Source organism: Paenibacillus sp. fava2 (assembly GCF_058313675.1).
On record NZ_CM177755.1, the window covers coordinates 5,719,335 to 5,741,813 of the forward strand.

The window sequence follows — 22,479 nt, forward strand, 5'->3', positions numbered from 1 at the left end:
TATTTGCGTTGTTATCCGACTTTCCAGGCTAACTGGTTGCAGTATTCTGTAATTTCATCGGCGGGAACCGCCTTGGCGCTCAGGATCAGCTCCAGCAGTGACAGTGTCTCGCGGATCTCAGCATCCGAGGCTGCTTTGCCGATCTGAGACTTGATGCGGTTATAGCCGCTTATTACGATATCGTCATAGGCCTCGGCATCCAGGCTGTTATTTTTGGTGGAGACAATGATGCCGAGCGCGCGGGAGAATACGTCATAGTGCCGGTTGACCTCAATATCATCCTTCAGCTCTGTGCATAGCGCCGCCATGCTTTCTTCATTATGGAAGGCAAAGATGCCTTTAACACTTTTGAGCATTTTGACGAACATTCCGTTAGGAGAGAGATCCACGAAGAGCTGCACCCCGCGGCTAAGCGCGTAATCAATGGACGGCTGCCAGCGGACAGGGCTGATAATCTGTGCGGCAATTTCTCCCCGCAGATTCGTGAAGTCATAAGGCCCTGCACTCTTATTGCTGATGACTTGGGTCTGCACTCTGGGGCTGAAGGACATTCCGTCAAGCTGCGCGTATACTTCATCCGCTGCTTCCTTCATATACGGGGTGTGGAAGGCCCCGTTCACGCCTAGCATAACCCCTTCAAGCCGGTGGTGCTTGACAAATTCCTGAATGGCCTGGCGGGTACCGGAAATCACGGTCTGCTGCTCCGAGTTGAGGTTGGCCGCATACACGTTCTCCCAGCCGGCGGCGAGTGCCTCGACTTCTCCGGGAGAGGCAAACACCGCCATCATCCCCAGGCTCTCCTGCTGCTCAATTGCCGCCTTCATCGCCTTGCCGCGGATGTTCACCAGCTCCAGCCCTTCTTCATAGGTGACTGCTCCGGCAATGGTCAGTGCAGTAATTTCACCCAGACTGTGGCCGAGCAAGAAGCCGGGATAAAGGCCGATTCTCTGCTTGTATAACTGGTACATGCACATGGAGCCGACATAGGTGGCAAGCTGTGCTTTGTGGGTGTCCTGGCTTAAATCCGCGGTCAGCCATTCCGAAACCGGGAAGCCCAGCTGATGTTCCGCTGATTCAATCAGCGCACACGCTCCGGGCGATTCCAGCCAGAGCTCCTTCACCTGCTCCGTAAAACGTGTCCCCTGTCCGGGCAACAGCAATGCAATATTCATTTAATTAGCCTCCTTTAGATGATCCTTTATTTTACCGGCCAGCAGCCCGGCTGTATGAAAGTTGAAGAAATCCGAAATTTTAAGATTGATATTGAAAGCTTCTCTGATCCTTTTCTTGAGCTTTACAAGCAGAAGCGAGTCCATGCCGAGATCGAAAAAGCTTACATCTGCCTGCACATCCGTTTCTCCCAGAAGGGCGGATACGATCTCGGTAATCTTGCTGTAAATCTCTCCGCCCTGTGCCTGCAAGCTGTCTTCTGCACCGCAAGGCTCTTCTTCTCTTAAAGCCAGGGACACCAGATCACCCACACGCAGCCCGCCGCTTGCATTCGCATACAAGCTCCGGAGATTGCTGCGGTACAGCGACTGCAGAGCCTGCAGATCCTCCAGCCCGTATTCACTGGAGATGACACTGATCTCCCAATCTTCCCCTGTCTTATAGACGGAGAAATGCAGCCCGTATTTTTCATCCTGGTAGCCGGCGGCTTCCTCCAGCTCAATGCCATGGGCCTCATTCAGTTTTTTGGCGATCAGGCTGCCTGATTTATAGTCAAAAATAATATCCCTGAAAATGTTCATGCTGCTCATAGGCTCGGTACGGATCAGCTCCCCGTAATGGTCACGTCCGGCAAAGCCGGAGAATATCCTGGCCTGAATCCCGGCAATGAGCTGATCCGTTCCCGTCTCCAGCTCCTCCTCCAGCTGCACCGCAAACGGGATCAGCTGCACGAAATTGCCGAGCGCCCGGTAATTGCGGGGATCTCTGCCCAGGTAAGGATAGGCCAGATAGACCGTTCCGCTGTGCAGCAGGCTCGCCAGGCTGAGGGAGAAGGCGGTCAGCGCTACCGCAAAATCCGAGTGCCTCCTGACATATCCCGGCTCCAGCGTGAAGCGGTCATTCAGGTAATGAACCTCATTGCACTGTCTGGCCAGCAGCCTGGACTTGAACGGTGCATAGCCCCCGAAGCTGATTATACTTGCCGGCTCCTGGCTATCCGGCCCGTCAACTTCAAGCACAGGCGGGTGCAGCTGTGATTCGGCAGCTTCCCCGGACAGATAAGCTTCGGTCAATTCCTGTAGGAACAGGTTCATGCTGAACCCGTCAAGAAGCACATGATGAGCATTGATGAACAGATAATCAGCCGGCTCGTCCAGCACCCTGCAGATCAGAATCCGCACCAGCGCACGGTCCCTCACGGTAATCAGCTGCTCGCTGATCAGACGCTCCTTATCCAGCCGACCGAAGGTTCTGACCTCAATCGTCGGCGCTTCATCTCCGGTTCTTTTGTAAATCTCGGACTGGATCTGGTAGGTGGTCCGGAACAAGTCGAACTGCTCCACATACCGGGTCAGCAGATTATACATTTTTGGGATATTCAGTCCTTCGGCAAACCGGACAAACAGCGGAATATTATAGGCGGTAGGACTGAGCAGGCAGCTGCTCACAATTCTTTTCTCGGCACTGCTAACCGTGGCTGACATTGTCCGCTATCTCTCCTAAAGTTCTGCTGAACAGCATATCCAGGTCCAGCTGATAGCCCTTGCTTCCCAGCTGCCAGATGATTTCCATCGCCTTGATGGAATCTCCGCCCAGATCCAGGAATGTCTGCTCTGCTGCTATTTCACTTTTCAGCACACTTGTCATCACCTGCATAATTTCATTGCGGTTATTACCGGCCATAGAATTGCCATTATTGATTTCTGAGATATCCGTTTTACCGTTAGTATTCATAGGAATAATATCCACCACCTTCACTGTAGGAACCATATACTCAGGCAGCCTGCTCCGCAAATGTCCGCGCAGCTGCTCCAGATTCACCTGATCCTTCACATAGAGCATCAGCCGCTGTCCGTCGTAGTGAGCCAGACAATCCTTTTGCAGGCCGAAGCTATAGGCACATTTCTCCACTTCCCCCAGCTCAATGCGGTAGCCGGAGATTTTGACCTGCCTGTCCTTACGCTCCACATAGATAATCTCTTCTTCAGCATCAAGGTACACTGTGTCTCCGGTCCGGTAAAACCGCCGGCCGTCCAGCTCCAGCAGAGCTCTGCTGCTTGCCACCGCATTCCCCAAATAACCGCGCATGACGCCGGAATCTGCAATCAGCAGCTCTCCCTGCTGCCCTGCAGGAACCGCGAGATTATCCCCGTCTACAATCATGAACGCCCCCTGGTCAAACAGTTTGCCGATCGGCATCTGCAGCTCAGTACCGTCAACCCGGTGGGCTGTGGCAAAGACCGTGGTCTCCGTTGGCCCGTAGACATGGAGGACGGTGCAGTAGCGCGCGGCCTCCTGCAGATGATGTACGGAGCAGCGCTCGCCTCCGGTCAGAACCAGCGAGACCTTGCGGAACAGCTCAGGGGCTTCATCCACATAGAGGTTGAATAGCCTTGTAGTCAGGAATAATGTATCAATTCCGTCAAACCGTTCAGGAACCGTCTCGCAATCCAGGCTGTCATCCTTGCTGATCAGCTTCAGTGTCATTCCGTTCAGCAGTCCGCCAAAAATCTCATAGACTGAAGCATCGAATTCCAGCGGGGCAAGCTGGCCCATAATCTCACCCTGGTAGAAGCTTGGTTCATTGACTATCTTACCGATAGACCGGTCTTCGATAGCTACCGCTTTCGGCTCTCCGGTGGAGCCTGAGGTGAAGATGATATAGAGCAGGCTGTCAGGCTGTCTTTCCGTTTCCGGAAGTGCAGCTTCCCGGCCGCCTCCGGCCTCGGCGATAGTATGCAGACTAACCTTGGCCTGGACCAGTGACTTCATCTTCTCCTTGCGATGGTCCGGATAGGATTCCGGAATAACACAATAAGCGGCTCCGGCCCGGATGGTACCGATCATAAGCACAATGGAATCTGCTCTTTCCGGGCATTCAATGGCCACCACATCCCCTTTACCGACGCCCCGGCTGCAGAGGCCGGCAGCAACACCGCGGGTAAGCTCATCCAGCTGCCGATAGGTTAATGTGCGGGAATCATCCAGAATAGCCGTTTTATCATGGTATAATTTAAATATATTGTTAATTTTTTCTTTAAAATCCACAGAAATCCCCCTTTTCCGCCAAATAATCAAGCCTGCTGCCGAAGTCACCTATAATGGCTGCAATCTGATCATCTGAATACTTGGCCTTGCTGTATTCCACTTCTATGCCGTTCTCCTGCTGGTAATGGTAGACCCTGATGTATAATTCAAACTTGCACATCCGGTCAGCCGGTATGTAGCGGAAATGCCGGAACATGTCCTCCTCATAGGAGTACACGATCGGATATTCAATTATCCCGTGGGAGTCATTGCTGTGGTCTCTGAAGCTCTGAAGATTGCTGCCGTGAATATTCCGGATTCTGGAATCCATATTCTCTTCCGCTTGAATCTGCTTAGGCAAAATCTGCACATAGCAGCCTGCTTCATTGAAATTTCCGATTCTCATCCGCCAGTTACCGATTGTGCCGTAGGTATCGCCGCCGCATATGCGGCCCAGTACCTCCTCAAGCAAACCCTGAAAAACAGCGTTCTTCGTGACCTTTAGTCGTACGGCCAGTTGCTGTACCGCTTCCTGCCGGGCGGCTGTAAGCCTGATGGCAAGCCTTCCGGCACCGGGAGCAGGCCTGGACTGCAGCGCCGGCAGCCTCAGCAGCCTTTCCTTCACCTCTGCCGCAGCAGCGCTATGCCGCTGGAGCTCACAGATTGCACGGTAGCCGGATAACGCAAGGGAAGCCTGTGGTATAATCTCCTGCCCTTCCAGCAGCCTGCCGATGAAATCCTGTTCAAAGCGGCGGATTCCCAAGCCATCCACGGCGATATGATGGAACTCCACATACAGGAACCGCATATCCAGCCATTCCAGAAAGGTCAGGCGCCAGGGATAATGTGCAGCCAGATCAATCCCGGAGCTGCAGCCTCTGATAAATTCTTCAGGCGCTTCATGAATTTCCAGTGGTTCCACACTGAAATCCTCCGGCCGCAAAGGGGTATACCGCTGGTAGAATTTCCGCAGCTGCGGATCGTATTCATATTTTACCTGGAGCGTCTTATGTGCCTTAATAACGGTGTACAATGCTGCTCTTACAGCCCCGTAACTGGTATCCGCATCAAGCGTGTACAACAGCGGCAGCCGGTACAGCGGCAGTTTATTGCAGATGAACATCTTGCGCTGGATGGCGGTCAGCTCGCTGATCTCCTCCTGCTCCCCGGGATCCGGAGAATATGCATATTCAAGCATGATCGGCTTCACCTGCCTCTACAGCAAGCTCCTGAAAGGCTGACCGCACATCTTGGACAATCTGTGCTTCTTCCTCCAGCGTGTACACCAGATCGTCAATATACAAGCTGATCCGGCACTCCCGGGCAGACAGCTGGAAATTCACCAGCAGCTGAAATTTCGACACACCCGGGAATTCCAGCACCTGGTCAAACAACGGTCCTTCACTGCTGCCGGCCACCAGGGTCTGAAATACAATTGCCGGGAACTCCAGTGTGAAGCCGGCTCCGTTCAAATCATAGATCGATGCCGCCTGATACCGGTGTGCTGTAGTAAGGCTCTCCCTGAGGACATTGTCATCCTCAGTGTCGAAGAAGACAGGCAGGACCCGGGCGAAGGACTGGACAACATGGATTGCGCCGGGGATTACCCTTCCGTGGTACACCGCGCCCACATAACCCTGTGTATGATTGAAAGCCAGTGCCAGACGGCTCGTCAGGGAAGAGAGCAGCCTGTGCTCCTGCTCCGGATACGGCACTTCTTCTGCCTGACAGGTAAACTCATAAAAATGATAGCTTCCCTTGGTCCGAACCGGCTTGCCCAGACTTGGATAGGCGTTGTAACGGAGAAGCGGCTGCCAGCCCTGCACATCACCGGCAATAGCTGCTTTATAGCTGCCGGCTATTTGCGCATACTGGGCAAATTGCACAGGCTGGCCGTTGAAGCTGTCCTCGATCTGGCTGAGCAGAATACCGAGACCTATCTGGTCAATAAGCATATGGTGCATATTGAGATACAGGTAGGTGTGCCCGGTGGAGAGCAGTGTAACCAGCCTGATATCCCATAGCCGTCCACCGCCCTGCAGGCGGAACCCGCTGCTGAGCTCCTGCAGCTGACCGGCATCAGCCAGTGTGATATGCTCAATTTCCACATGCCTGTTCTGTCCGATCTTCCCGTGTACCCCGCCATCGGCGTAGACATACTCTGTGAAGAAGACATCATTGCATGCAATAACATGCTCAATCGCAGCCTGCAGCGCATTCAACTCAACCGTGCCCTGCTTGGAAATCCGGTAAGCATACTTCACATCGTACATATTGGATTCCGCCAGGCGGAAGCTGTCGATAAACAGCACCTTCATAAAGTTCGGGCATTCGTATCCGTCCGGCTCTGCAGCATCCCATTGCGGGAAGGCGGCATGGCCGGCCCGCTCCAGGATCAGCCGCTTCAGCTCGCGGAGCGTGCCCGAAGTATAAATATCCTGATAGCTGAGCTGTACCCCCAGATGCTCGTAAATGTCCGTAATCATTCTTGCTATATCCATTGATGAGATCGAGGAGTGGAACAGGTCCTCATCCTCGCCAATATCGGGTAACCACCTGCTGCTTCTCTCTTCCCGCGCAGCGGGTCCGGCAGACGCCGCTGCAGTCTCCATGACAGCCGCCTGCGGTACAAGCGTATCACCGGCAGGCTGCGACAGCTCCAGCCGGTCCAGCATAAGCAGCATCTCCTCCAGTCCGGAGAACAGGTGCCGGATCAAGGGCTGGTCGCAGCAGTATTCATACTCCAGATGGTCGCCGTATTCATTGAACTGAAGATGGTTATTGTACTTGTGGAGATAGCCACCCAGCGTAAGCCGGGAGAATACCGCCGATCTCTGTTCCAGCTCCGGCATTCCGGTATAAGACAATACGTAGTCATACCCGTGGTACCCCAGCAGCTCCATATATTCCTCATAGGACAGGAGGGCAGAGCCGCTGATGGACTGGAACAGCTCTTTGAATATACTGCGGGCATTGCCCGCGTAGCTAAGGCTGTCGTCTATCTGCAGAAGAACAGGCGCAATATCCGTGAAATTCCCGATTACACCGGCCTGCTGCATTTGATCCCTGCGGGACACCACTACTCCAATCAGGTTCCTCCGCTGCGGCGACAGCAGGGCCAGCGCAAGCAGGATAACGCCGAACCGGGTAACCTTCAGCTTGCCTGACAGCGATACCGCCGCTCTGAAAGCCCCGTCTGTCAGCCGGCCGCGGCCGTAAACCGGCTCGGCATACGGGCGGCCGGTCTGATCCGGACGCTGATATTGCCTGATTCTGTCCGCATACCCGTCCATTCCCGGCAATGCCTTGGCCCGGCCACCCGGCTTCCGGAAATAACTGCCTTCATCAAGCACAGGGGCGCTCTTGGTCAGCAGTTCCTGTTCCAGGCTGTCCAGGAACAGATACAGGGAATCACCGTCCATAATCAGATGATGCATTAGAAACTCAATGCAGTGCTCTTCCTCCCTGAGATAGTAAGCGGCCAGGCGTCCGCCCCCGAAGACAGCCAGTCTCTGGCCGCCGAGCGGCACGCTGCTCCGGTAATCCTTGAAGCCGCTGTCCACGGCAAACACGTACTGTGAATCCTGTCTGATAATTCTGCCGCTGAAGGCTTCAACTGCGTTCATTACCTTCGTGACAGCCTGATCCATCTCATCCCTGCTCCACCGGTCATCATAAGTAACGGTGAAATAAATACCGTAATCCTTACCGTGCTTTTCGGCATATAAAATTTTCTGCTGCAAGGGCTCCAGCTCGTAATGCCGTGTGCCGGTCTCGGGACTGTTAAGCATCGTGCTCTTCTCCTCCTTTCAACACAGCCTGTGGCCTGCCCTAGATATCCTGAGTCTTTACCCGGGTGAGCAGGAGAAAAATGAGCGCCGCACAGCCCAGCAGGCTGACAAAATGAACCGTTACCGCGCTGCCGCTTCCCGTGAACCCGCTGAACAATTCTGTGTTCAGCTCCGTAATCCACCGGGTCGGCAGAATCCGGGCGAAGCGCTGCATGCCTTCCGGCATGATGGAGCTTGGCCAGAGTGTACCGCCGAGCATCGCCAGCGGCAGGGAGACAACGGTGACCAGCAGCCGTCCGGTGGATTGTTTCGTAGTGCGGCTGACCAGCAGCAGGCCGATGCCCGCAGCAATGACATTAAGCAGACCGTAAGCCAGCACCAGCAGCAGCAGATGGAAAGCGGACAGCTCCAGGTCGATTCCGAAGGCCCCGCTCATCAGCGCAATCATAAGCAGGAACTGGACGATACCGATCGCTGCGAATACACTGACCGTCTGTAAATAGTAGCTGAGCTTGTTTCTGGCCGTCAGCAGCACCCGTTCAGTCGTGGAATGAACCTTGTCACCCAGGAACAGCAGGGTGTTGGTCATGGTCAGGAAGAGCATGATGAACACAATCATGTTAAACGTGCTGGTCAGCACCACTGCGTGCGGATTGCCCAGAATACTCGGCTCGATTGTGACCGGTGCCGGAGTATCCGCCATCAGCTTCATGCTCTCCTGAAAGGCTCCGGCATCGGGTGCATTGTTCGCCAGCGTCTGCAGTGAGGAGAAGATGCTGTTCAGCTTGACCTCAAGTGATTTGGAGTTGAAATTAACCTCCTTGGCATAGCTCTCGATCTTCAGCGCATCCGGATTGGCAAAGAGCTCGCCGGCTGTACTGGTAAAAACAATCCCCAGATTCGCGCTTGCTTGAATAGCGCTGTCTGCATCCTTTGCATGAATCAGGGTTACATCCTGCTTCTCCAGCATGGCGGAGACATAGGAATCAACTGCTGGATCCGGTACATACATGGCCAAGGTTACCTTGGTCGCATCGTTATACTGGGTAACCACCATGAAGGTGAACAGAACGGGCAGCAGTACCATGAAAATAAGCGTCAGCCTTCTTCTCACAATCCGCTTCAAATAAAGTCCAAAGATTCTCATGTTATCTGACCCCCTTCCGGGTTAATGAATAGACGGAAATCAATACAAACCCTAGAGACAGGACCAGTGCATTATAGACAGGCATCAGGTCGATTACCCCCTGCTGAATATAATTGAACAGCGGCTGCTGGAACACCTCATTGATGCTCAGCCTGCTGAGCGAACCGAAATCCAGCTTGATAAAGCCGCCGCCGATAAACGTCATGACCGGAATCAGCAGGGAGACGATACTGTCCAGTGCCTTCATGCGTCGTCCAAGCACTCCGAGGAACAGGCCCAGCGCGTTAAAGAAAATGGCGCCGACAATAATGATGAACAGGACCACCAGATTGTTATTGCCGTAAGAGACATTGAAGAACAGCTTGGCACAGGCCACGATGACCAGCCCCTGAAGAATGGAGATCGAGCAGCCGGTCAGCCATTGGCTTACTACCAGCGACATTTTGGATACCGGCGAGATCAGATAGCGGTCACCAAGCGCTTCATTGTACTCTTCCTGAATGAAATTCATCGTATTGGCCAGTCCGTAAAAGAGGATAAGGACCAGCATCGTCACGCCATAGTAGCTCAGACCCGACATACCGCCTGCTTCACCCTTCTCTCCGGCGGCACCGCCCGCCGTCAGCAGATTGCTGTAGGCATGCTGGTAGACAAGCGGCTGATTATCCCGTCCGGATACGCCCATAGCCTGGTACCCGTCGCCGAAGGCGGAGAGGGTCAGGGCGGTTATATCCACCTTGTCAATGTTCTGATCCTTGCCGTAAACCGTAACCGTACTTTCCCGGTTTGCTGTGACGCCTTCGGTCAAGCCGGCGGGCAGATAAATGAACTGGTCATATTCATCAGCTTCCAGGGCTTTGCGTGCCTCCTCCGCGTTTGCGGCAACGGTGACCTCATACAGCTCACGGTTCTCAGCGCTGGTCAAAAAGGCTACGATATCTTTTCCAAACTGGCCGCTGTCCTCATTAACCACGACCGTACGGGTCTGTGTAATATTGACCGCTGCAGCTGTCTCCTTGGATTCCTGCTGGAACATGGTCGACAGGGCGTTGCCCAGAATCACAATCAGCAGCAGCGGCAGCAGAATGTAATTGACAAAGACGACAGGGCTCTTGATCTTCCGCTTCATGCTTGTTATATAGATCGTCCACATGGCTAATCCCTCAAATTCTTCTTAGTCAGTTTGAAAAACACCTGTTCAAGGTTTGGCGAGATGTACTGGAAGCTCTTGAGCTCATCGCCGAGCTTGTCCTTGATTTCGCTGATTACGCCGACATTGTTCTTCGGAACCGCCAGCTCTATTTTGTTATCCTCAATAGCAACTACCGTGTAATCCGCCAGCCGTGCGGTGTAAGCGGAGCTCTTCAGCTGAAGCTCCAGCTTCAGAATGGCCTGATCCGTATAAGCTTCCAGGATGTCGCTCAGTCTGCCTTCACAGAGCAGCGTGCCGTTGTCAATAATGCCGACATGCGAGCAGATTTTTTCGACCTCCTCCATGTAATGGGAGATGTAGACGATGGTTGTGCCCAGCTGGTTCAGCTCCAGAATGGCATCCAGAATCCGGTTGCGCGACTGGGGGTCAACCCCTACGGTCGGCTCATCGAGGATGATGACATCGGGATTGTGTACAATCCCGCAGGCAATGTTCAGGCGCCGCTTCATCCCGCCCGAGAATTTCTTGGGCTTCTGCTTGCGCTCTTCCCATAGCCCTACAAACTCCAGAGCATATCGCACCTGCTTCTTCAGCTTTTCACCCTTGAGGTTATACAGCTTGCCGAAGAATTCTACATTCTCATAGGCCGACAGATCGTAGATCAGCGCCAGATCCTGAGGCACATAGCCCACCCGGCTCTTCGTGCTCTGGTTAGGGTACTCATTGAACCACTGCAGCTTGCCCTTTTGAGGGTTTTCGAGACCAAGCATTACTTTGGTCAAGGTTGATTTGCCTGCCCCGTTGGGGCCAAGCAGCCCGTAAATTTGTTTGTCAGTAATAGAGATGCTAAGACCGTCCAGTACCGGTTCCTTTTTGTTGTAACTGAAGTCTATAGCCTCGCCAGAAAAGATTGTCCGCATTGATGTACCTCCTAAATGTTTTATAGCACCGCCTTAAGGGCCTGCTTATGTAAAGACTGCCCTGGAAGCATCTGCCACCTTGTTTCCTACAATCACAGTTTAGCATCGGAGCGTGCGGATATACTTTTATGTCATAACAGGCGTAATTTAGATAATAACTGCGATATTATTCGCACCAGGCAGCACCCGGATGACCGGTTCAGGCCGGACAAGGCGCTGCAGACATAGGGCTTACAGGCGTCTGGAACAGCTTCTTTGGACAGGGCCCCCGGAAACTCAGATTCCTTTATTACAAAAAAACGGCCATGCTGCCCATATAGGGCGCATAGCCGTTAAGTACCGTATCTATTCAGCCTGCATAACCTGCTCTGCCGAATCCCGTGCATAGTCACTGAAGGTCGAAAGCACACTGTTATACTCCTCGATATCCTGTACGTGTATGCCTTCATGCAGCTGCTTCCACACCTCTTCGGGAAGTGAGGATTTCATCGAGCCCATATCCATCTGAAAAAAGGTCTTCAGCACCTCTTCCCCTTCCGGCCGGCCCTTGAACAGGCTCAGATTTCCCTCTTCATCGACGCCGATGTAGGCATTCTGCTTGGTCAGCGGCGACAGGTCATTTACCCGCTTCTCGAGCCACAGATCGCCTTCCCCGCTGATCCACCCGCTCCAGCCCGGACGGTCCTTGATCAGCACCTTCAGCTGCCGGGGACTTTTCAGGCCGGGCAACGTCTGGATCTCCTCACCGGTAATGTAGACCGTCTTCAGATGCACTACCCGGCTGATCCCCTCACTGCTTACCGTCTCCAGTAATTTGGCACGCTCCAGCGTAATGCTTCCATCTTCCCCGGTGTCTCCGGCAGGGTGATGCACAGCTGCAAGGGCTGCTACACTGTTGTCCGGGTCTCCGCCCTGCAGGGGATCATAAAATGTTCCAGCTGTTTCCGGCATACTCCATTCGGCTGTGCTGAGCAGTCCGCTCAGCTGTTCCGGAACCTGCATCCCCCGCCAGCCGAGCACCGTTAATGCGATACAGGCCGCTCCAACCCAAGGGGCATTTTTCCATCGTCTCCACCGCCGCCACAGTTGTTTTTTCAAGCGAAAAGCGTTCACTGTAATCCCTTCATTCTGCTTTTTTGGCTATTGTGGCCTGTGAAGGAAGGGATTATGCGCCACTGCGGAAAAATGTTGCTATTCAACGGGGGAATACAACGTTCCAAACTCCCCTTCGCTACACTTAGTTGGATTTTAGCCACTTAATTGCCGTGAATCCCGGAGTTTGCAGCCACTAAGTGGAAAAAAGTCATCTGTTTCCGGGCATTTATCACTTTGAGGCTGATTTTCATCAATTTAAGTGACGTTTTTCCAACTAGTTTCCCGGCAGCAGCGTTCAAGGCAGAATTAGATGGCGAAAATCCACTTAGTCTGATGCGCGCACGCATTTTTCCTCATATTCATGCATATTCAGCTATTCCGCCGGCAACGGCTTCCCGATTGCCCCAAGGAACAGCCATAAGCCCGTCTGTGTGTCCTCAATAACAAAGATAAACGGCCGGTCGGCAGTCAGCTCAAAGGGTAAGTCCGCGGTGGGAGCCGCTCCAGCATCCATTGCAACGAGCGTTGAGGCAGCAGCTTCGGTTCCGGCTTCATTTACCTCGATATACGTCTTATGAATAATCGAGCCGATGAAAATGGGCATATCCACATCTGCAAGCGCTGAGAAATCGGCCTTGGCCGGGTCAAAAGGAATCTTAACACCCAGTGCCTGTATAGCCTCCTTCAGATCAGCGCCGTATTCGGCAGTGAACCGCGGAAGACCGACGGTTCCGAATCTCTCGGAAAACTGTTCTGCCGCAGGCAACCCGCCCTGAAGCACCTGATCCATAGACGACTGTTCAGACGGCAGAATAACCAGCATATCCATTTGTCCTTCCCCGTAAGGAAGCCGGACTGCCTGCCAGTCCTCATTCTCTGCATAAGCAAAGTTACCGGTCTGCTTCATCATCATGACTTCTATAGTGGTACTCTTATCCGGATGAAAATCCGCCAACGTGGTATTCTCCACAGGAAACTTCACTTGCCATGCTCCTTTAAAATACAAGGCATTGACCAGCAGCGCCACCGTATTGCCACCGGGCGGCTGCTCCAGCATCCTGTCTATCTTCCCTGCCGTATGGTCTGAAACCCACTGGTTCACCTTGGTGACAGTCTTCTCCGCAGACAGGTCTGTTGTGCGAACCTGCGCCCCATAGCTGGCTTCGGCTGCTTCCAGATAATTCTTGCGCAGCTTTATACCGTTTTCTACCCACACCGAATTGGCAAGCTCAAGCTGAATGCCGGGTCCGGCATCGTTCAGCAGCGGCAGCAATGCCTTGTTGCCGGCATTCAGCTGCTCCAGCTCCCCGGGAGCATAACCCAGCAGCTCTCCCAGCTCTTCCGCCGTCTCCCCGCGGCTGCCATTGTAAGCAAGCGCCAGCGCGGCCGATATGCTATACGGTGAAACCGTCAAATTCCCTTCAGCCCCGCCCTGTTCCCTCAGCTTGCTGAGCAGCTGCAGGCCAAGCTCATTGCTATGCCGGGCAAGCCGGGCATCCAGCTTCGCCGCTGACGCTGCCCTTTCACTGAAGTTCATCTCTGAGCTGGCAGAGTCGCCAGCAACGTCACCAGAGCTGCCTGAACCGCAGCCGGCCAGCACAACACACGGGAGCAGCAGGACACACAGATGCAGCATAGGTCTTTTTTTCATGAACATTTCCCCCTTTATCTCAATCAGCTCAGGCAGATGCTTATATACCTTTCTTGACGAGCACAAATGGAAAATGTTTCATTTTTTTTAAATGTTCGGTATCACCGGCAGCAAAATATGACTTGGATATTCCGTGTCATGGCAAATCGTCTGCTGAACAATCACCGCTCCCGTATCCTCATACGGATCATTGCCGGTATTCGTATTCGGGAACGCGACAAATTTGCTGGACGAGGTAACCGTGAAGCGGATGCGGTGTCCGGCAGCAAAGGTATGGGCGATATTTTGCAGGAAAATATCATACTTATCCACCTGACCCGGCACCAGCAGCTGCGGATTGTCCAGCCCGTGACGGTACTTGGCCCGCACAATATAGTTAGACAGCCGGATCGAATCGCCGTTCTCATACACATCGCTGAGCGTCACAACCCAGTCGGTATCAAGGCCTGTACTTGCCGCATACAGAACGCAGGACAGCTCCCCCGCAACCGTCAGCTTGTCCGCCAGTGGTTCGCTGGTGTACACCACAATGTCGCTGCGCAGCTCATGCTTCCGCATATTTTCCGGCTCCCGTTCCCCGCTGTCTGCAACAGGGTCTGCCGGATTATAGATAAATGTATCCAGGGCGGAATCCGCTTCCGGTGCAAATACCAGCCTGCCGTCACCCAACGACGAATTCGCCCGGCCCGAACCTGCGAGATAGAACGGCGTAACCACCGCTTCAGCAGGAGTCCAGTCTTCAGAGGTTCTCCAGCGGTTTTCACCGACTACATAATAGGAAGCCCGCGGCTCTTCATCGATACCGTTTGGAATCTCCTTCAGGAACCGGTCAAACCAGCGCAGCACCGAGACATCATAATCGTAGACAACCGCATCCTCGCCAAAAGCCACTCCCTGCAGATCCCTGGCCCGGTTCGGCCCGTGCTCCCAGGCACCTAAGCGAATTTTGCGGTTCGGCACATCATGCTCGGTCAGCATCCGCCAGGTCTCAGATACACCGGGACTGTCGCCGTCATACCAGCCGGAAATCACATACATTGGAACCTTGACCTGATGGCCCAGCTCGGTGAAGGTGCAGTTCCGCCAGAAGTCATCGTATTCCGGATGCCGGCTCCACAGCTCCCACGGGCCTGAGGTCTTCCCGATCATCTGCTGCGGAATGTCCCGGATCGGCCTTGCATCAACCGCCGCTTCCGGGCTTACCGTGATCCCGCCAAAAATATCAAAATCCGTCCGCGTCCCCACCGACTGTGCCAGGGTCCACGACAGCAGCGGCCAGGAGCATAGCGTCCCGCCTTTGCGCGCGGTATCAATAAACGGTGAGCCCACATTTACCTCATCCACAACCGCCTTGAGGTTCGGATGCCCGCTGGTCGCTGCTGTCACAACAACATAGCCGAGATAGGAGGCGCCCCACATGCCGACTTTGCCGTCCGACCAGTCCTGGGCAATAATCCAGTCAATCGTGTCGTAGCCGTCATCCCGTTCATTATAAAAAGGAATCAGCTCACCCTCAGAGTCCGCCCGGCCCCGCACATCCTGGGAGACTACGGCATAGCCTTTGTTCGCCCAGCGCATAAAAATCTCTTTTTTCCCGTTGCGGTCATAACAGGTGCGCACAAGAATCGTCGGCAGCTTCGTCCCCGGCTGAATGCCCTCCGGCAGAAACACATCGGTTGCCAGCCTGATGCCGTCACGCATAGGAATCAGGAACGTTCCGAGGTCATTAACGCCATACTCCGGCTTGGACAGAAGCGGCTCATCATACACCGTCAGCGGAGTCAGTTTTTCATAGCCTGCCTTGACGATCAGCTCAATCCCATAGCGGTTAGGGGTTAGAAAAGCGATGACCTCCCCGTTCAGCGTCACCACATCCAGCGCCGTATCACCCCGCAGTGCCCAGACCTGTGAAGCCTCCAGCCTTCCGTCAATCTCCGCCTCATAGCTGATATGCTTGTGGTATACCTCGCCAGTATCCAGTACAACCTTTTCTCCCGTCCAGTCTGCAGTTTCGTAGGAAGCGAGCTGGCGGGCGATTTTGGCAAAAGGAAGCACATATTTCGCGTTTGGATCAAGCACATTGTCCTGCATTTGCGTGCGGCGGCGGACGTCTACCGTGGCGTGCATAATTGCTTTTTCCGTAAAATGAATCCTGCCGCTATAAATCCCCGAACAGTAGAAATGGAAGTCAGTTGTATGTAAATAAGTAGTCATCAGTGCAATCCCCTATCCGCAGATTTGTTCAAACACCCGGAGCCAGTTGCCGCCCATAATCTTAGCAATGTCTTCATCCGTATAACCGCGTGCTACCAGACCTCTGGTGAAGTTGATAAACGTGCTGTATTTCTCAAGTCCCGCCACCGTTTCGGTCGAAGGCCCGTCCCCAGGTGCAAAGCCAAGTTTGGGCGCAATATGCTCTTTAAAATAAACCAGCGACCAGTCGAGATCGCTCATCGGCCAGTCTGTGCCAATGCCCACATGATCCACGCCGACCAGACGGATCACGTACTCCATATGATCCAGCACATGGTCGATCGTCGTGTGGTCAGGGTCTTCATGGACAAACCACGGCATGGCAAAAATCCCGATGACGCCGCCGGTACCGGCAATGGCGAGAATCTCCTCATCGCTTTTACAGCGCATATGCGGATATATCGCTTCTACTCCGGTGTGTGAGGCAATGACCGGTGTGCTTGAAACCTTGCAGGCATCCAGGGTCGTCTGTTTGCCGCAATGTCCGGTATCGACAATGATCCCCAGCTCGTTCATCCGCTGCACAAACCGGACCCCGAAATTCGACAGACCGCCGTTCCCCTGCTCCGCGCAGCCGGAGCCGATCAGATTCTGCTTATTGTAGGTCAGCTGCAGAATACGCAGCCCGAAGTTATGCAGCACCTCCAGCAGCTCCAGATTGGTGCCGAGGGCATCCGTCTCCTGTGCTGTCACAATGCCCGCCACCTTGCCGGACTGCTTGGCGCTGCGGATATCTCCGGCAGTCAGCGCCTTAATCAGCCAGTCATTGGCATCAAACTGCAGCTGCACCTCGCCCATGCTCGTAATCAGGCTGTCCATATCGTTCAGGTGCAGCTCCCGGTTGCCGGCTGTAATGCCGGACTTGAACCACTCCTCTTTGTACTGGGGAATGTCGCCGCCCGCAGCCAGCTTGGTCACCCATTTGGCCGGCATGGAGCTGTAGGCCATCGGCTCATCCTTGTACGGCTCGCTCAGCTCCCTGATTCTATCCGAGACAGCAGCGGGAATTGCGCTTGGTGACAACGGCCCCTGAAACAGCAGATCAATGTTGATATTCTGCTCATGCAGCCGCTGTGCGCGGAGCTCCTGCGCCTCCGTTAATTTAAAATCATACAATCCTGACTGTAAGCTCATCTGTCTGGCCTCCTCCAATTACATCTCCACCTCAACACCCTTATGCAAAAGCACCGCCTGATTGTAAATATAATGCGCCGCCGCCAGATCCTCAATCGCCAGGCCCAGCCCCTTGAACAGGGTGATTTGCTCCCGGCTTGTTCTGCCCTCCACTTGTTGCAGGAGCAGCCCGCCGAGCTCGCCGGCGATATGGCCTTCAGCTATGGCACCCTCAGCCAGCGGAATGAGGTAGTCCCCCGCCTCATGGATTGCGGATTCCAGCCGGTCCACGTAGAGCCTGGATGCCGCCACCAGCGCCGAGTCCAGCTCCCGCTCATGCGGCCGGCAGGCGCCGACGGCGTTGATATGGGCTCCCTCCGGGACCCACTCGCCATTCAGCACCGGTACACTAGAGGCCGTCACGGTACAGATAATGTCGGCTTTCTGTACCGCCTCGCGCACGGTAGCCGCTGCCGTTATTTCTATACCGTATCTGGCGGCCATCTCCGCGGCAAAACGCTGCGCCTTGTCCGGCGTTCTCCCCCAGACACGGACCTCGCGGATGCTGCGCACCAGCAGCATCGCCTCCAGATGGCTGGCCGCCTGCTCGCCGGTGCCGAGAATCGCCAGTACACCGGCATCTTCCCGGGCCAGCAGCCTGGTTGCTACCGCACTGACCGCCGCTGTGCGGATTGCCGTAATCTGCCGGCCGTCCACGATGGCATTCAGCCTGCCGGTCTCTGCATCGAACAGGGCAACCGCCCCCTGATGGGAGGGCAGCCCTCTGTTATGATTGTGCGGGAACACGCTGATCAGCTTGGCTCCCGCCGCCGCCTCCTGCCGCAGATAAGCCGGCATCAGCCCGAACAGATTTCCGTCCGCAAGCGGCATAACCTGCCGCAGGCTCTGAACCGCATCCCCTGAAGACAGTGCTGCCAGCACATCCTGCATGACACCGATACAGGCTTGCATCGATAGAATCTCCGCTGTTTCTTTTCCGTTAATCACCAGCATGATGTACGGCCTCCAGTCTTGTCAGCTATCTTTTTTCTTCTATTTATCATAGCGCTATCCTGGCCGTTTGCGAAATACCGGAGATAAAATAACCGGGGGGCTTATCTTTCTGAGCCATCATTTGCTATACTCTATAACAGTGGTTGTAAAGTTAAAATTAAAAACAAAGGGGATTTCCTATATGATCATCCAGCCCAAAACACGCGGCTTCATCTGCACCACGGCGCATCCCGAAGGCTGTGCCCGGCAGGTACAGCAGCAAATTGACTATGTAAAAGCACACAAAAAACTGAGCGGACCCGTCAATGTTCTGGTTGTCGGAGCCTCCACCGGATATGGACTGGCTTCGCGGATTACCGCTGCTTTTGGTGCCGGAGCGAACACGATCGGCGTCTTCTTTGACAAGCCCGCCGAAGGCGCACGTACGGCTTCCGCAGGCTGGTATAACTCCGCTGCGCTGGAGAAGGCTGCTGCCGAACAGGGCCTGAAGTCGTTCAGCATCGTCGGTGACGCGTTCTCTGACAGCATCAAGACCAAGACGATCGATTTGATCAAAGCCGAATTCGGCAACGTTGATCTCGTAGTGTACAGCGTGGCTTCCCCGCGCCGCACTCATCCGGTTACAGGAGAAACCTTCTCCTCCGTGATCAAGCCGGTAGGCAATGCGTATACCAACAAAACAATGAACTTCCACTCCGGTGAAGTTACGAACGTAACGATCGAGCCGGCAACGGACGATGAAGTGCGCCAGACGATCGCGGTTATGGGCGGCGAGGACTGGGGCATGTGGATCGACCAGCTTCAGGCAGCAGGCGCGCTTGCTGAAGGGGCAACAACGGTAGCCTACTCCTACATCGGACCTGAGGTTACTCACCCGATATATAAAGACGGAACAATCGGGCAAGCCAAAAATGACCTGGAGAAAACGGCAATCGCACTGAACGAGAAGCTGAGCGCTACAAACGGACGGGCTTATGTATCGGTTAACAAGGCACTGGTAACCCAGTCCAGCTCGGCCATTCCGGTTGTCCCGCTGTACATTTCCGCCCTGTACAGAGTGATGAAGGAAAAAGAGCTGCATGAGAACTGTATCCAGCAGATGTACCGTCTGTTCGCGGAGCACCTGTATAACAGTGAAGCCGGCAGCCATCTGATCCGCATCGACGACTGGGAAATGCGTGAGGACGTTCAGGCTGAGGTGATGAAGCGCTGGAGCGAAATTGAGACAGCCAATGTACCTGAACTGGCTGATCTGCCAGGCTACCAGGAGGATTTCTTCAACCTGTTCGGCTTCCGCACAGAAGGTGTGGATTATGAAGCAGACACCGATCCGGCGGTAGACATCCCGAACCTGGTGTAATATCCAAGCACAGCAAAGAGGCCGCTCCCCTAACCGGGATGCGGCCTCTTTTTATACCACTACTGCCTAAGCGCCAATTTCACCTGTCTAGTATAGAACAGCCGCACAATCAGGAAATAGACCAGCTGGATGATGCAGAACATACCCAGCACAAGCGCGGATTCCTTGAGCAATGAATACTGGAACATATGCGACAGGGTCGTAAGCGCCACGGCTCCATGGACCAGCGCTACAAGAATAGGCGCAAAAAACAGCAGGCTGATCTGGCGGTTCAAAATCCGGCCCAGCTCTTTTTCACTGAGGCCCAGCTTGGATATTGCCTTGAACTTGTGCTTATCCTCATCCAGATCGCTGTACAGCCGGAAGTACAGGAAGCTGCCTGCCGACACAAAGAACACAATGCCGACAAAGAAACCTACGAACATCATGGGTCCGAAATTTTTAACCGTCATGTCCATCTGATAATCCAAGGCATCGAACTGATAAGCCTCGGAGTAGGGCAGCTTGTTCAGCAGCTGTCCCCCTGTAGCCACTGCTCCCTTTTGACCAGCCGGTCCGTGCCAGGTATAGTAATGATCCGCCTTGGACGGATTGCCGAGGCCTGACAGCAGCGCGTCCGGGACAACCAAATAATGGCTGACAACGCTGACAACCGGAGAAAGAATGGCCCGGTCCGCTTCCACCACGGTCCCCGTCCGCAGCTGCAAAGGCTGGTTCAGCATGCCCTCTCCATTGCGGGACAGCCCGAAATCGACAGCCACCGCCTGTCCCTCTTCCAGCTCTATAGTTTCAAGCTCCATCAGCTCCGCAATATGGTTGTACTGACTTTGCTTCACCAGCAGCAGCATTTCATCGTTCCCTGCCGCAAGCGGATAATAACTAAGCGTTAGCTCAGCCGGCTCAGTCCTCAGCCCCGATTCACTGAGCTTCTGACGGATCAGCTGCAGATGTGTCTGCTCCATACTGTCATCTTCCTTAGCTAAGTAAGTGAACAAATAAGGGTTATGCTTGGGCATTGAACCGTACAGCATCGACTGGAAGCCGTACAACGCCCCGATGGCACAGAAGGACACCGTTGAAATAATAGCCACCAGAAAAAAAGTACGCGCATTATCCTTCATCCGGTAGGAGAGGTCGGAGAACAGCAGCATATTGGTTTTGGACCAGAAAAGACGCTCCTGACTCTTCAGCCTCCGGATGATATAGACGCTGAGCTGGGTGAACAGCAGATAGGTTGCTACAGTAACCATAATCACCACAGGCAGAAGCAGGAACACGGCCTCCAGCCCTTCCGCACGCAGCGACAGGAAGTAGCTGCTCCCGATCAGGGCTACGACAAGCAGGGACAGCAGCAGCGAGGCTTTCGGCTCCTTTTTCGGCTGACGGTCTGACTTGATCAGGGTAATCAGCTTGCCGCTCCGCAGTACCGCCGAAATAAACAGGGAGATTAGCACGAACAGCAGCAGAAAGGAGACCAGGGTAAGCACAATCGCCTGCAGCGGAAAATAGAAATACAGCCGCTCATTAAGCGCGATTATATTTTCCCCGGCCAGCAGAATCCCCTTCGCGAAGACCAGTCCAAGGCCCAGACCGCCGGCAATGGCACTGATGCCGATCAGCATATTTTCCATAAAAATCATCTTACGCAGCTGACCGGTCGTCATGCCCTGCAGAATCATGAGGCCGAATTCCTTTTTGCGTGACTGCAGAAAGGCACTCATCGAGTATAGTACGAAGAAAAAGGAGAATACATAAATAATCCATATCGACACGCTCAGGGCAACCACAGTTCCCGAATTCAGCCTGTCGGCACTAAGCTGCGGATGCGAGGCAAAGATCGAGAACGTAAAGAACACCATAACCATGAACATGCTGCTGAGAAAATAAGCGCTGTACAGCCGTTTGTTGCGGGTGACATTACGGAATGCGAATTGACGGAACGTCATTGCCGTATCCCCCCAGCAGCGAAAGTGTATCAATGATTTTCTGGAAAAAGCCCTGGCGGTTGTCGCCGCGGTGAATCTCGGTATAAAACCGGCCGTCCTTGATGAACACCACACGATGACAGTAGCTTGCGGCCACGGCATCATGGGTAACGAGCAGCATCGTCGTTTTTTGCTCCTGGTTGATTGTCATCAGCATATCCAGAACATCCTTGGCTGCCTTGGAATCCAGATTGCCGGTAGGCTCATCGGCCAGCAGCAGCTTGGGCGAATGAATCATCGCTCTGGCAATGGCTGTCCGCTGGGACTGGCCTCCCGAGATTTCATAAGTACGCTTTTTTAGAATAGAGGCTATGCCCAGCTTGTCAGCGATCCGCTGCGCCTTCTCCTTCATCTCACGGACCGGGACTCCGTCCAGCGTCAGCGGCAGGACCATGTTCTCCTCCACCGTCAGCGTGTTCAGCAGATTGAAGTCCTGGAAGACGAAGCCCAGCTGACGGCGGCGGAAGACGGCCAGCTCATTTTTGCCCATCGCGCCTATGCTCCTGCCGTCAATCAGAATCTCTCCGGTTGTCGGGCTATCGACAGTGGCAATCAGGTTCAGGAGTGTCGTTTTTCCGCTTCCGGACGGCCCCATGATCCCGATGAATTCCCCCTCTTCCACCGTCAGATCAATATCTGTCAGCGCCCGGTAGGCGATGTTGCCTTCATATATTTTGTTGACTTGTTTTACCTGCAGCATCTTTGCTCTTGTCTCCTTTCTATAGCCGGCGGGTTCTGTTCCCAATATACAGGGCAGGCAGAAGAGCCGCTATTGATTAAGGTTTCACTTTTCTTACATG

The 22,479-nt window shown here is 54.1% G+C and carries 16 protein-coding genes; 1 reads left to right on the forward strand and 15 read right to left on the reverse strand.

Annotated features, from left to right (window positions below; genetic code table 11):
• Positions 1–11: 11 nt before the first annotated feature.
• The 13 genes from AC4G46_RS25150 to AC4G46_RS25210 all read right to left on the reverse strand — a co-directional run bounded on the left by AC4G46_RS25150 (position 12) and on the right by AC4G46_RS25210 (position 18,334).
• The gene (locus AC4G46_RS25150; protein ID WP_491125113.1) at positions 12–1,172 is read right to left on the reverse strand and encodes an ACP S-malonyltransferase; all 1,161 of its coding nucleotides are present in this window, start codon (positions 1,170–1,172) and stop codon (positions 12–14) included.
• Positions 1,173–2,654, reverse strand: a complete 1,482-nt coding sequence (locus AC4G46_RS25155; protein WP_491125114.1) for a condensation domain-containing protein — start codon at positions 2,652–2,654, stop codon at positions 1,173–1,175.
• Positions 2,638–4,218, reverse strand: coding sequence for a non-ribosomal peptide synthetase (locus AC4G46_RS25160; RefSeq protein ID WP_491125115.1), 1,581 nt, complete (start codon positions 4,216–4,218; stop codon positions 2,638–2,640). The genes AC4G46_RS25155 and AC4G46_RS25160 overlap by 17 nt, the downstream gene beginning before the upstream one ends.
• Positions 4,208–5,395: a condensation domain-containing protein gene (locus AC4G46_RS25165; protein WP_491125116.1), complete on the reverse strand. Its 1,188-nt coding sequence runs from the start codon at positions 5,393–5,395 to the stop codon at positions 4,208–4,210. Before AC4G46_RS25165 ends, AC4G46_RS25160 begins: the two co-directional genes overlap by 11 nt.
• On the reverse strand, positions 5,388–7,988 hold the full coding sequence (locus tag AC4G46_RS25170) for a condensation domain-containing protein (protein WP_491125117.1): 2,601 nt from the start codon (positions 7,986–7,988) through the stop codon (positions 5,388–5,390). The genes AC4G46_RS25165 and AC4G46_RS25170 overlap by 8 nt, the downstream gene beginning before the upstream one ends.
• 40 nt (positions 7,989–8,028) lie before the next feature.
• Entirely contained in the window at positions 8,029–9,135 is a 1,107-nt protein-coding gene (locus AC4G46_RS25175; protein ID WP_491125118.1) for an ABC transporter permease, read from the reverse strand.
• Between the two features lies 1 nt (position 9,136).
• Positions 9,137–10,288: an ABC transporter permease gene (locus tag AC4G46_RS25180; protein WP_491125119.1), complete on the reverse strand. Its 1,152-nt coding sequence runs from the start codon at positions 10,286–10,288 to the stop codon at positions 9,137–9,139.
• Between the two features lie 2 nt (positions 10,289–10,290).
• Positions 10,291–11,208, reverse strand: coding sequence for an ABC transporter ATP-binding protein (locus AC4G46_RS25185; RefSeq protein ID WP_491125120.1), 918 nt, complete (start codon positions 11,206–11,208; stop codon positions 10,291–10,293).
• Positions 11,209–11,553: 345 nt separating this feature from the next.
• A complete protein-coding gene (locus AC4G46_RS25190; RefSeq protein WP_491125121.1) occupies positions 11,554–12,306 on the reverse strand; it encodes a BofC C-terminal domain-containing protein in 753 nt (250 codons plus the stop codon).
• A gap of 370 nt (positions 12,307–12,676) precedes the next feature.
• Positions 12,677–13,954, reverse strand: a complete 1,278-nt coding sequence (locus tag AC4G46_RS25195; protein ID WP_491125122.1) for a serpin family protein — start codon at positions 13,952–13,954, stop codon at positions 12,677–12,679.
• 87 nt (positions 13,955–14,041) lie between these two features.
• The gene (locus AC4G46_RS25200; RefSeq protein ID WP_491125123.1) at positions 14,042–16,168 is read right to left on the reverse strand and encodes a CocE/NonD family hydrolase; all 2,127 of its coding nucleotides are present in this window, start codon (positions 16,166–16,168) and stop codon (positions 14,042–14,044) included.
• 12 nt (positions 16,169–16,180) lie between these two features.
• The gene (locus AC4G46_RS25205; protein ID WP_491125124.1) at positions 16,181–17,341 is read right to left on the reverse strand and encodes a dipeptidase; all 1,161 of its coding nucleotides are present in this window, start codon (positions 17,339–17,341) and stop codon (positions 16,181–16,183) included.
• A gap of 18 nt (positions 17,342–17,359) precedes the next feature.
• On the reverse strand, positions 17,360–18,334 hold the full coding sequence (locus AC4G46_RS25210) for an ornithine cyclodeaminase family protein (protein ID WP_491125125.1): 975 nt from the start codon (positions 18,332–18,334) through the stop codon (positions 17,360–17,362).
• Positions 18,335–18,515: 181 nt separating this feature from the next.
• Here AC4G46_RS25210 and fabV point away from each other — a divergent pair, with 181 nt between their 5' ends.
• Entirely contained in the window at positions 18,516–19,694 is a 1,179-nt protein-coding gene (gene fabV / locus AC4G46_RS25215; protein WP_491125126.1) for an enoyl-ACP reductase FabV, read from the forward strand.
• Positions 19,695–19,753: 59 nt separating this feature from the next.
• Here the strand turns inward: fabV and AC4G46_RS25220 are convergent, their stop codons facing one another.
• Entirely contained in the window at positions 19,754–21,640 is a 1,887-nt protein-coding gene (locus AC4G46_RS25220) for an FtsX-like permease family protein (protein ID WP_491125127.1), read from the reverse strand.
• Entirely contained in the window at positions 21,612–22,379 is a 768-nt protein-coding gene (locus AC4G46_RS25225; protein WP_491125128.1) for an ABC transporter ATP-binding protein, read from the reverse strand. The genes AC4G46_RS25220 and AC4G46_RS25225 overlap by 29 nt, the downstream gene beginning before the upstream one ends.
• Between the last annotated feature and the right edge of the window lie 100 nt (positions 22,380–22,479).

Coding starts and splice junctions, on each gene's coding strand:
- AC4G46_RS25150 (WP_491125113.1), bottom strand. CDS start 1,172: ATGAATATTGCATTGCTGTTGCCCGGACAGGGGACACGTTTTACGGAG.
- AC4G46_RS25155 (WP_491125114.1), bottom strand. CDS start 2,654: ATGTCAGCCACGGTTAGCAGTGCCGAGAAAAGAATTGTGAGCAGCTGC.
- AC4G46_RS25165 (WP_491125116.1), bottom strand. CDS start 5,395: ATGCTTGAATATGCATATTCTCCGGATCCCGGGGAGCAGGAGGAGATC.
- AC4G46_RS25170 (WP_491125117.1), bottom strand. CDS start 7,988: ATGCTTAACAGTCCCGAGACCGGCACACGGCATTACGAGCTGGAGCCC.
- AC4G46_RS25175 (WP_491125118.1), bottom strand. CDS start 9,135: ATGAGAATCTTTGGACTTTATTTGAAGCGGATTGTGAGAAGAAGGCTG.
- AC4G46_RS25180 (WP_491125119.1), bottom strand. CDS start 10,288: ATGTGGACGATCTATATAACAAGCATGAAGCGGAAGATCAAGAGCCCT.
- AC4G46_RS25185 (WP_491125120.1), bottom strand. CDS start 11,208: ATGCGGACAATCTTTTCTGGCGAGGCTATAGACTTCAGTTACAACAAA.
- AC4G46_RS25195 (WP_491125122.1), bottom strand. CDS start 13,954: ATGAAAAAAAGACCTATGCTGCATCTGTGTGTCCTGCTGCTCCCGTGT.
- AC4G46_RS25200 (WP_491125123.1), bottom strand. CDS start 16,168: ATGACTACTTATTTACATACAACTGACTTCCATTTCTACTGTTCGGGG.
- AC4G46_RS25205 (WP_491125124.1), bottom strand. CDS start 17,341: ATGAGCTTACAGTCAGGATTGTATGATTTTAAATTAACGGAGGCGCAG.
- AC4G46_RS25210 (WP_491125125.1), bottom strand. CDS start 18,334: ATGCTGGTGATTAACGGAAAAGAAACAGCGGAGATTCTATCGATGCAA.
- fabV (WP_491125126.1), top strand. CDS start 18,516: ATGATCATCCAGCCCAAAACACGCGGCTTCATCTGCACCACGGCGCAT.
- AC4G46_RS25220 (WP_491125127.1), bottom strand. CDS start 21,640: ATGACGTTCCGTCAATTCGCATTCCGTAATGTCACCCGCAACAAACGG.
- AC4G46_RS25225 (WP_491125128.1), bottom strand. CDS start 22,379: ATGCTGCAGGTAAAACAAGTCAACAAAATATATGAAGGCAACATCGCC.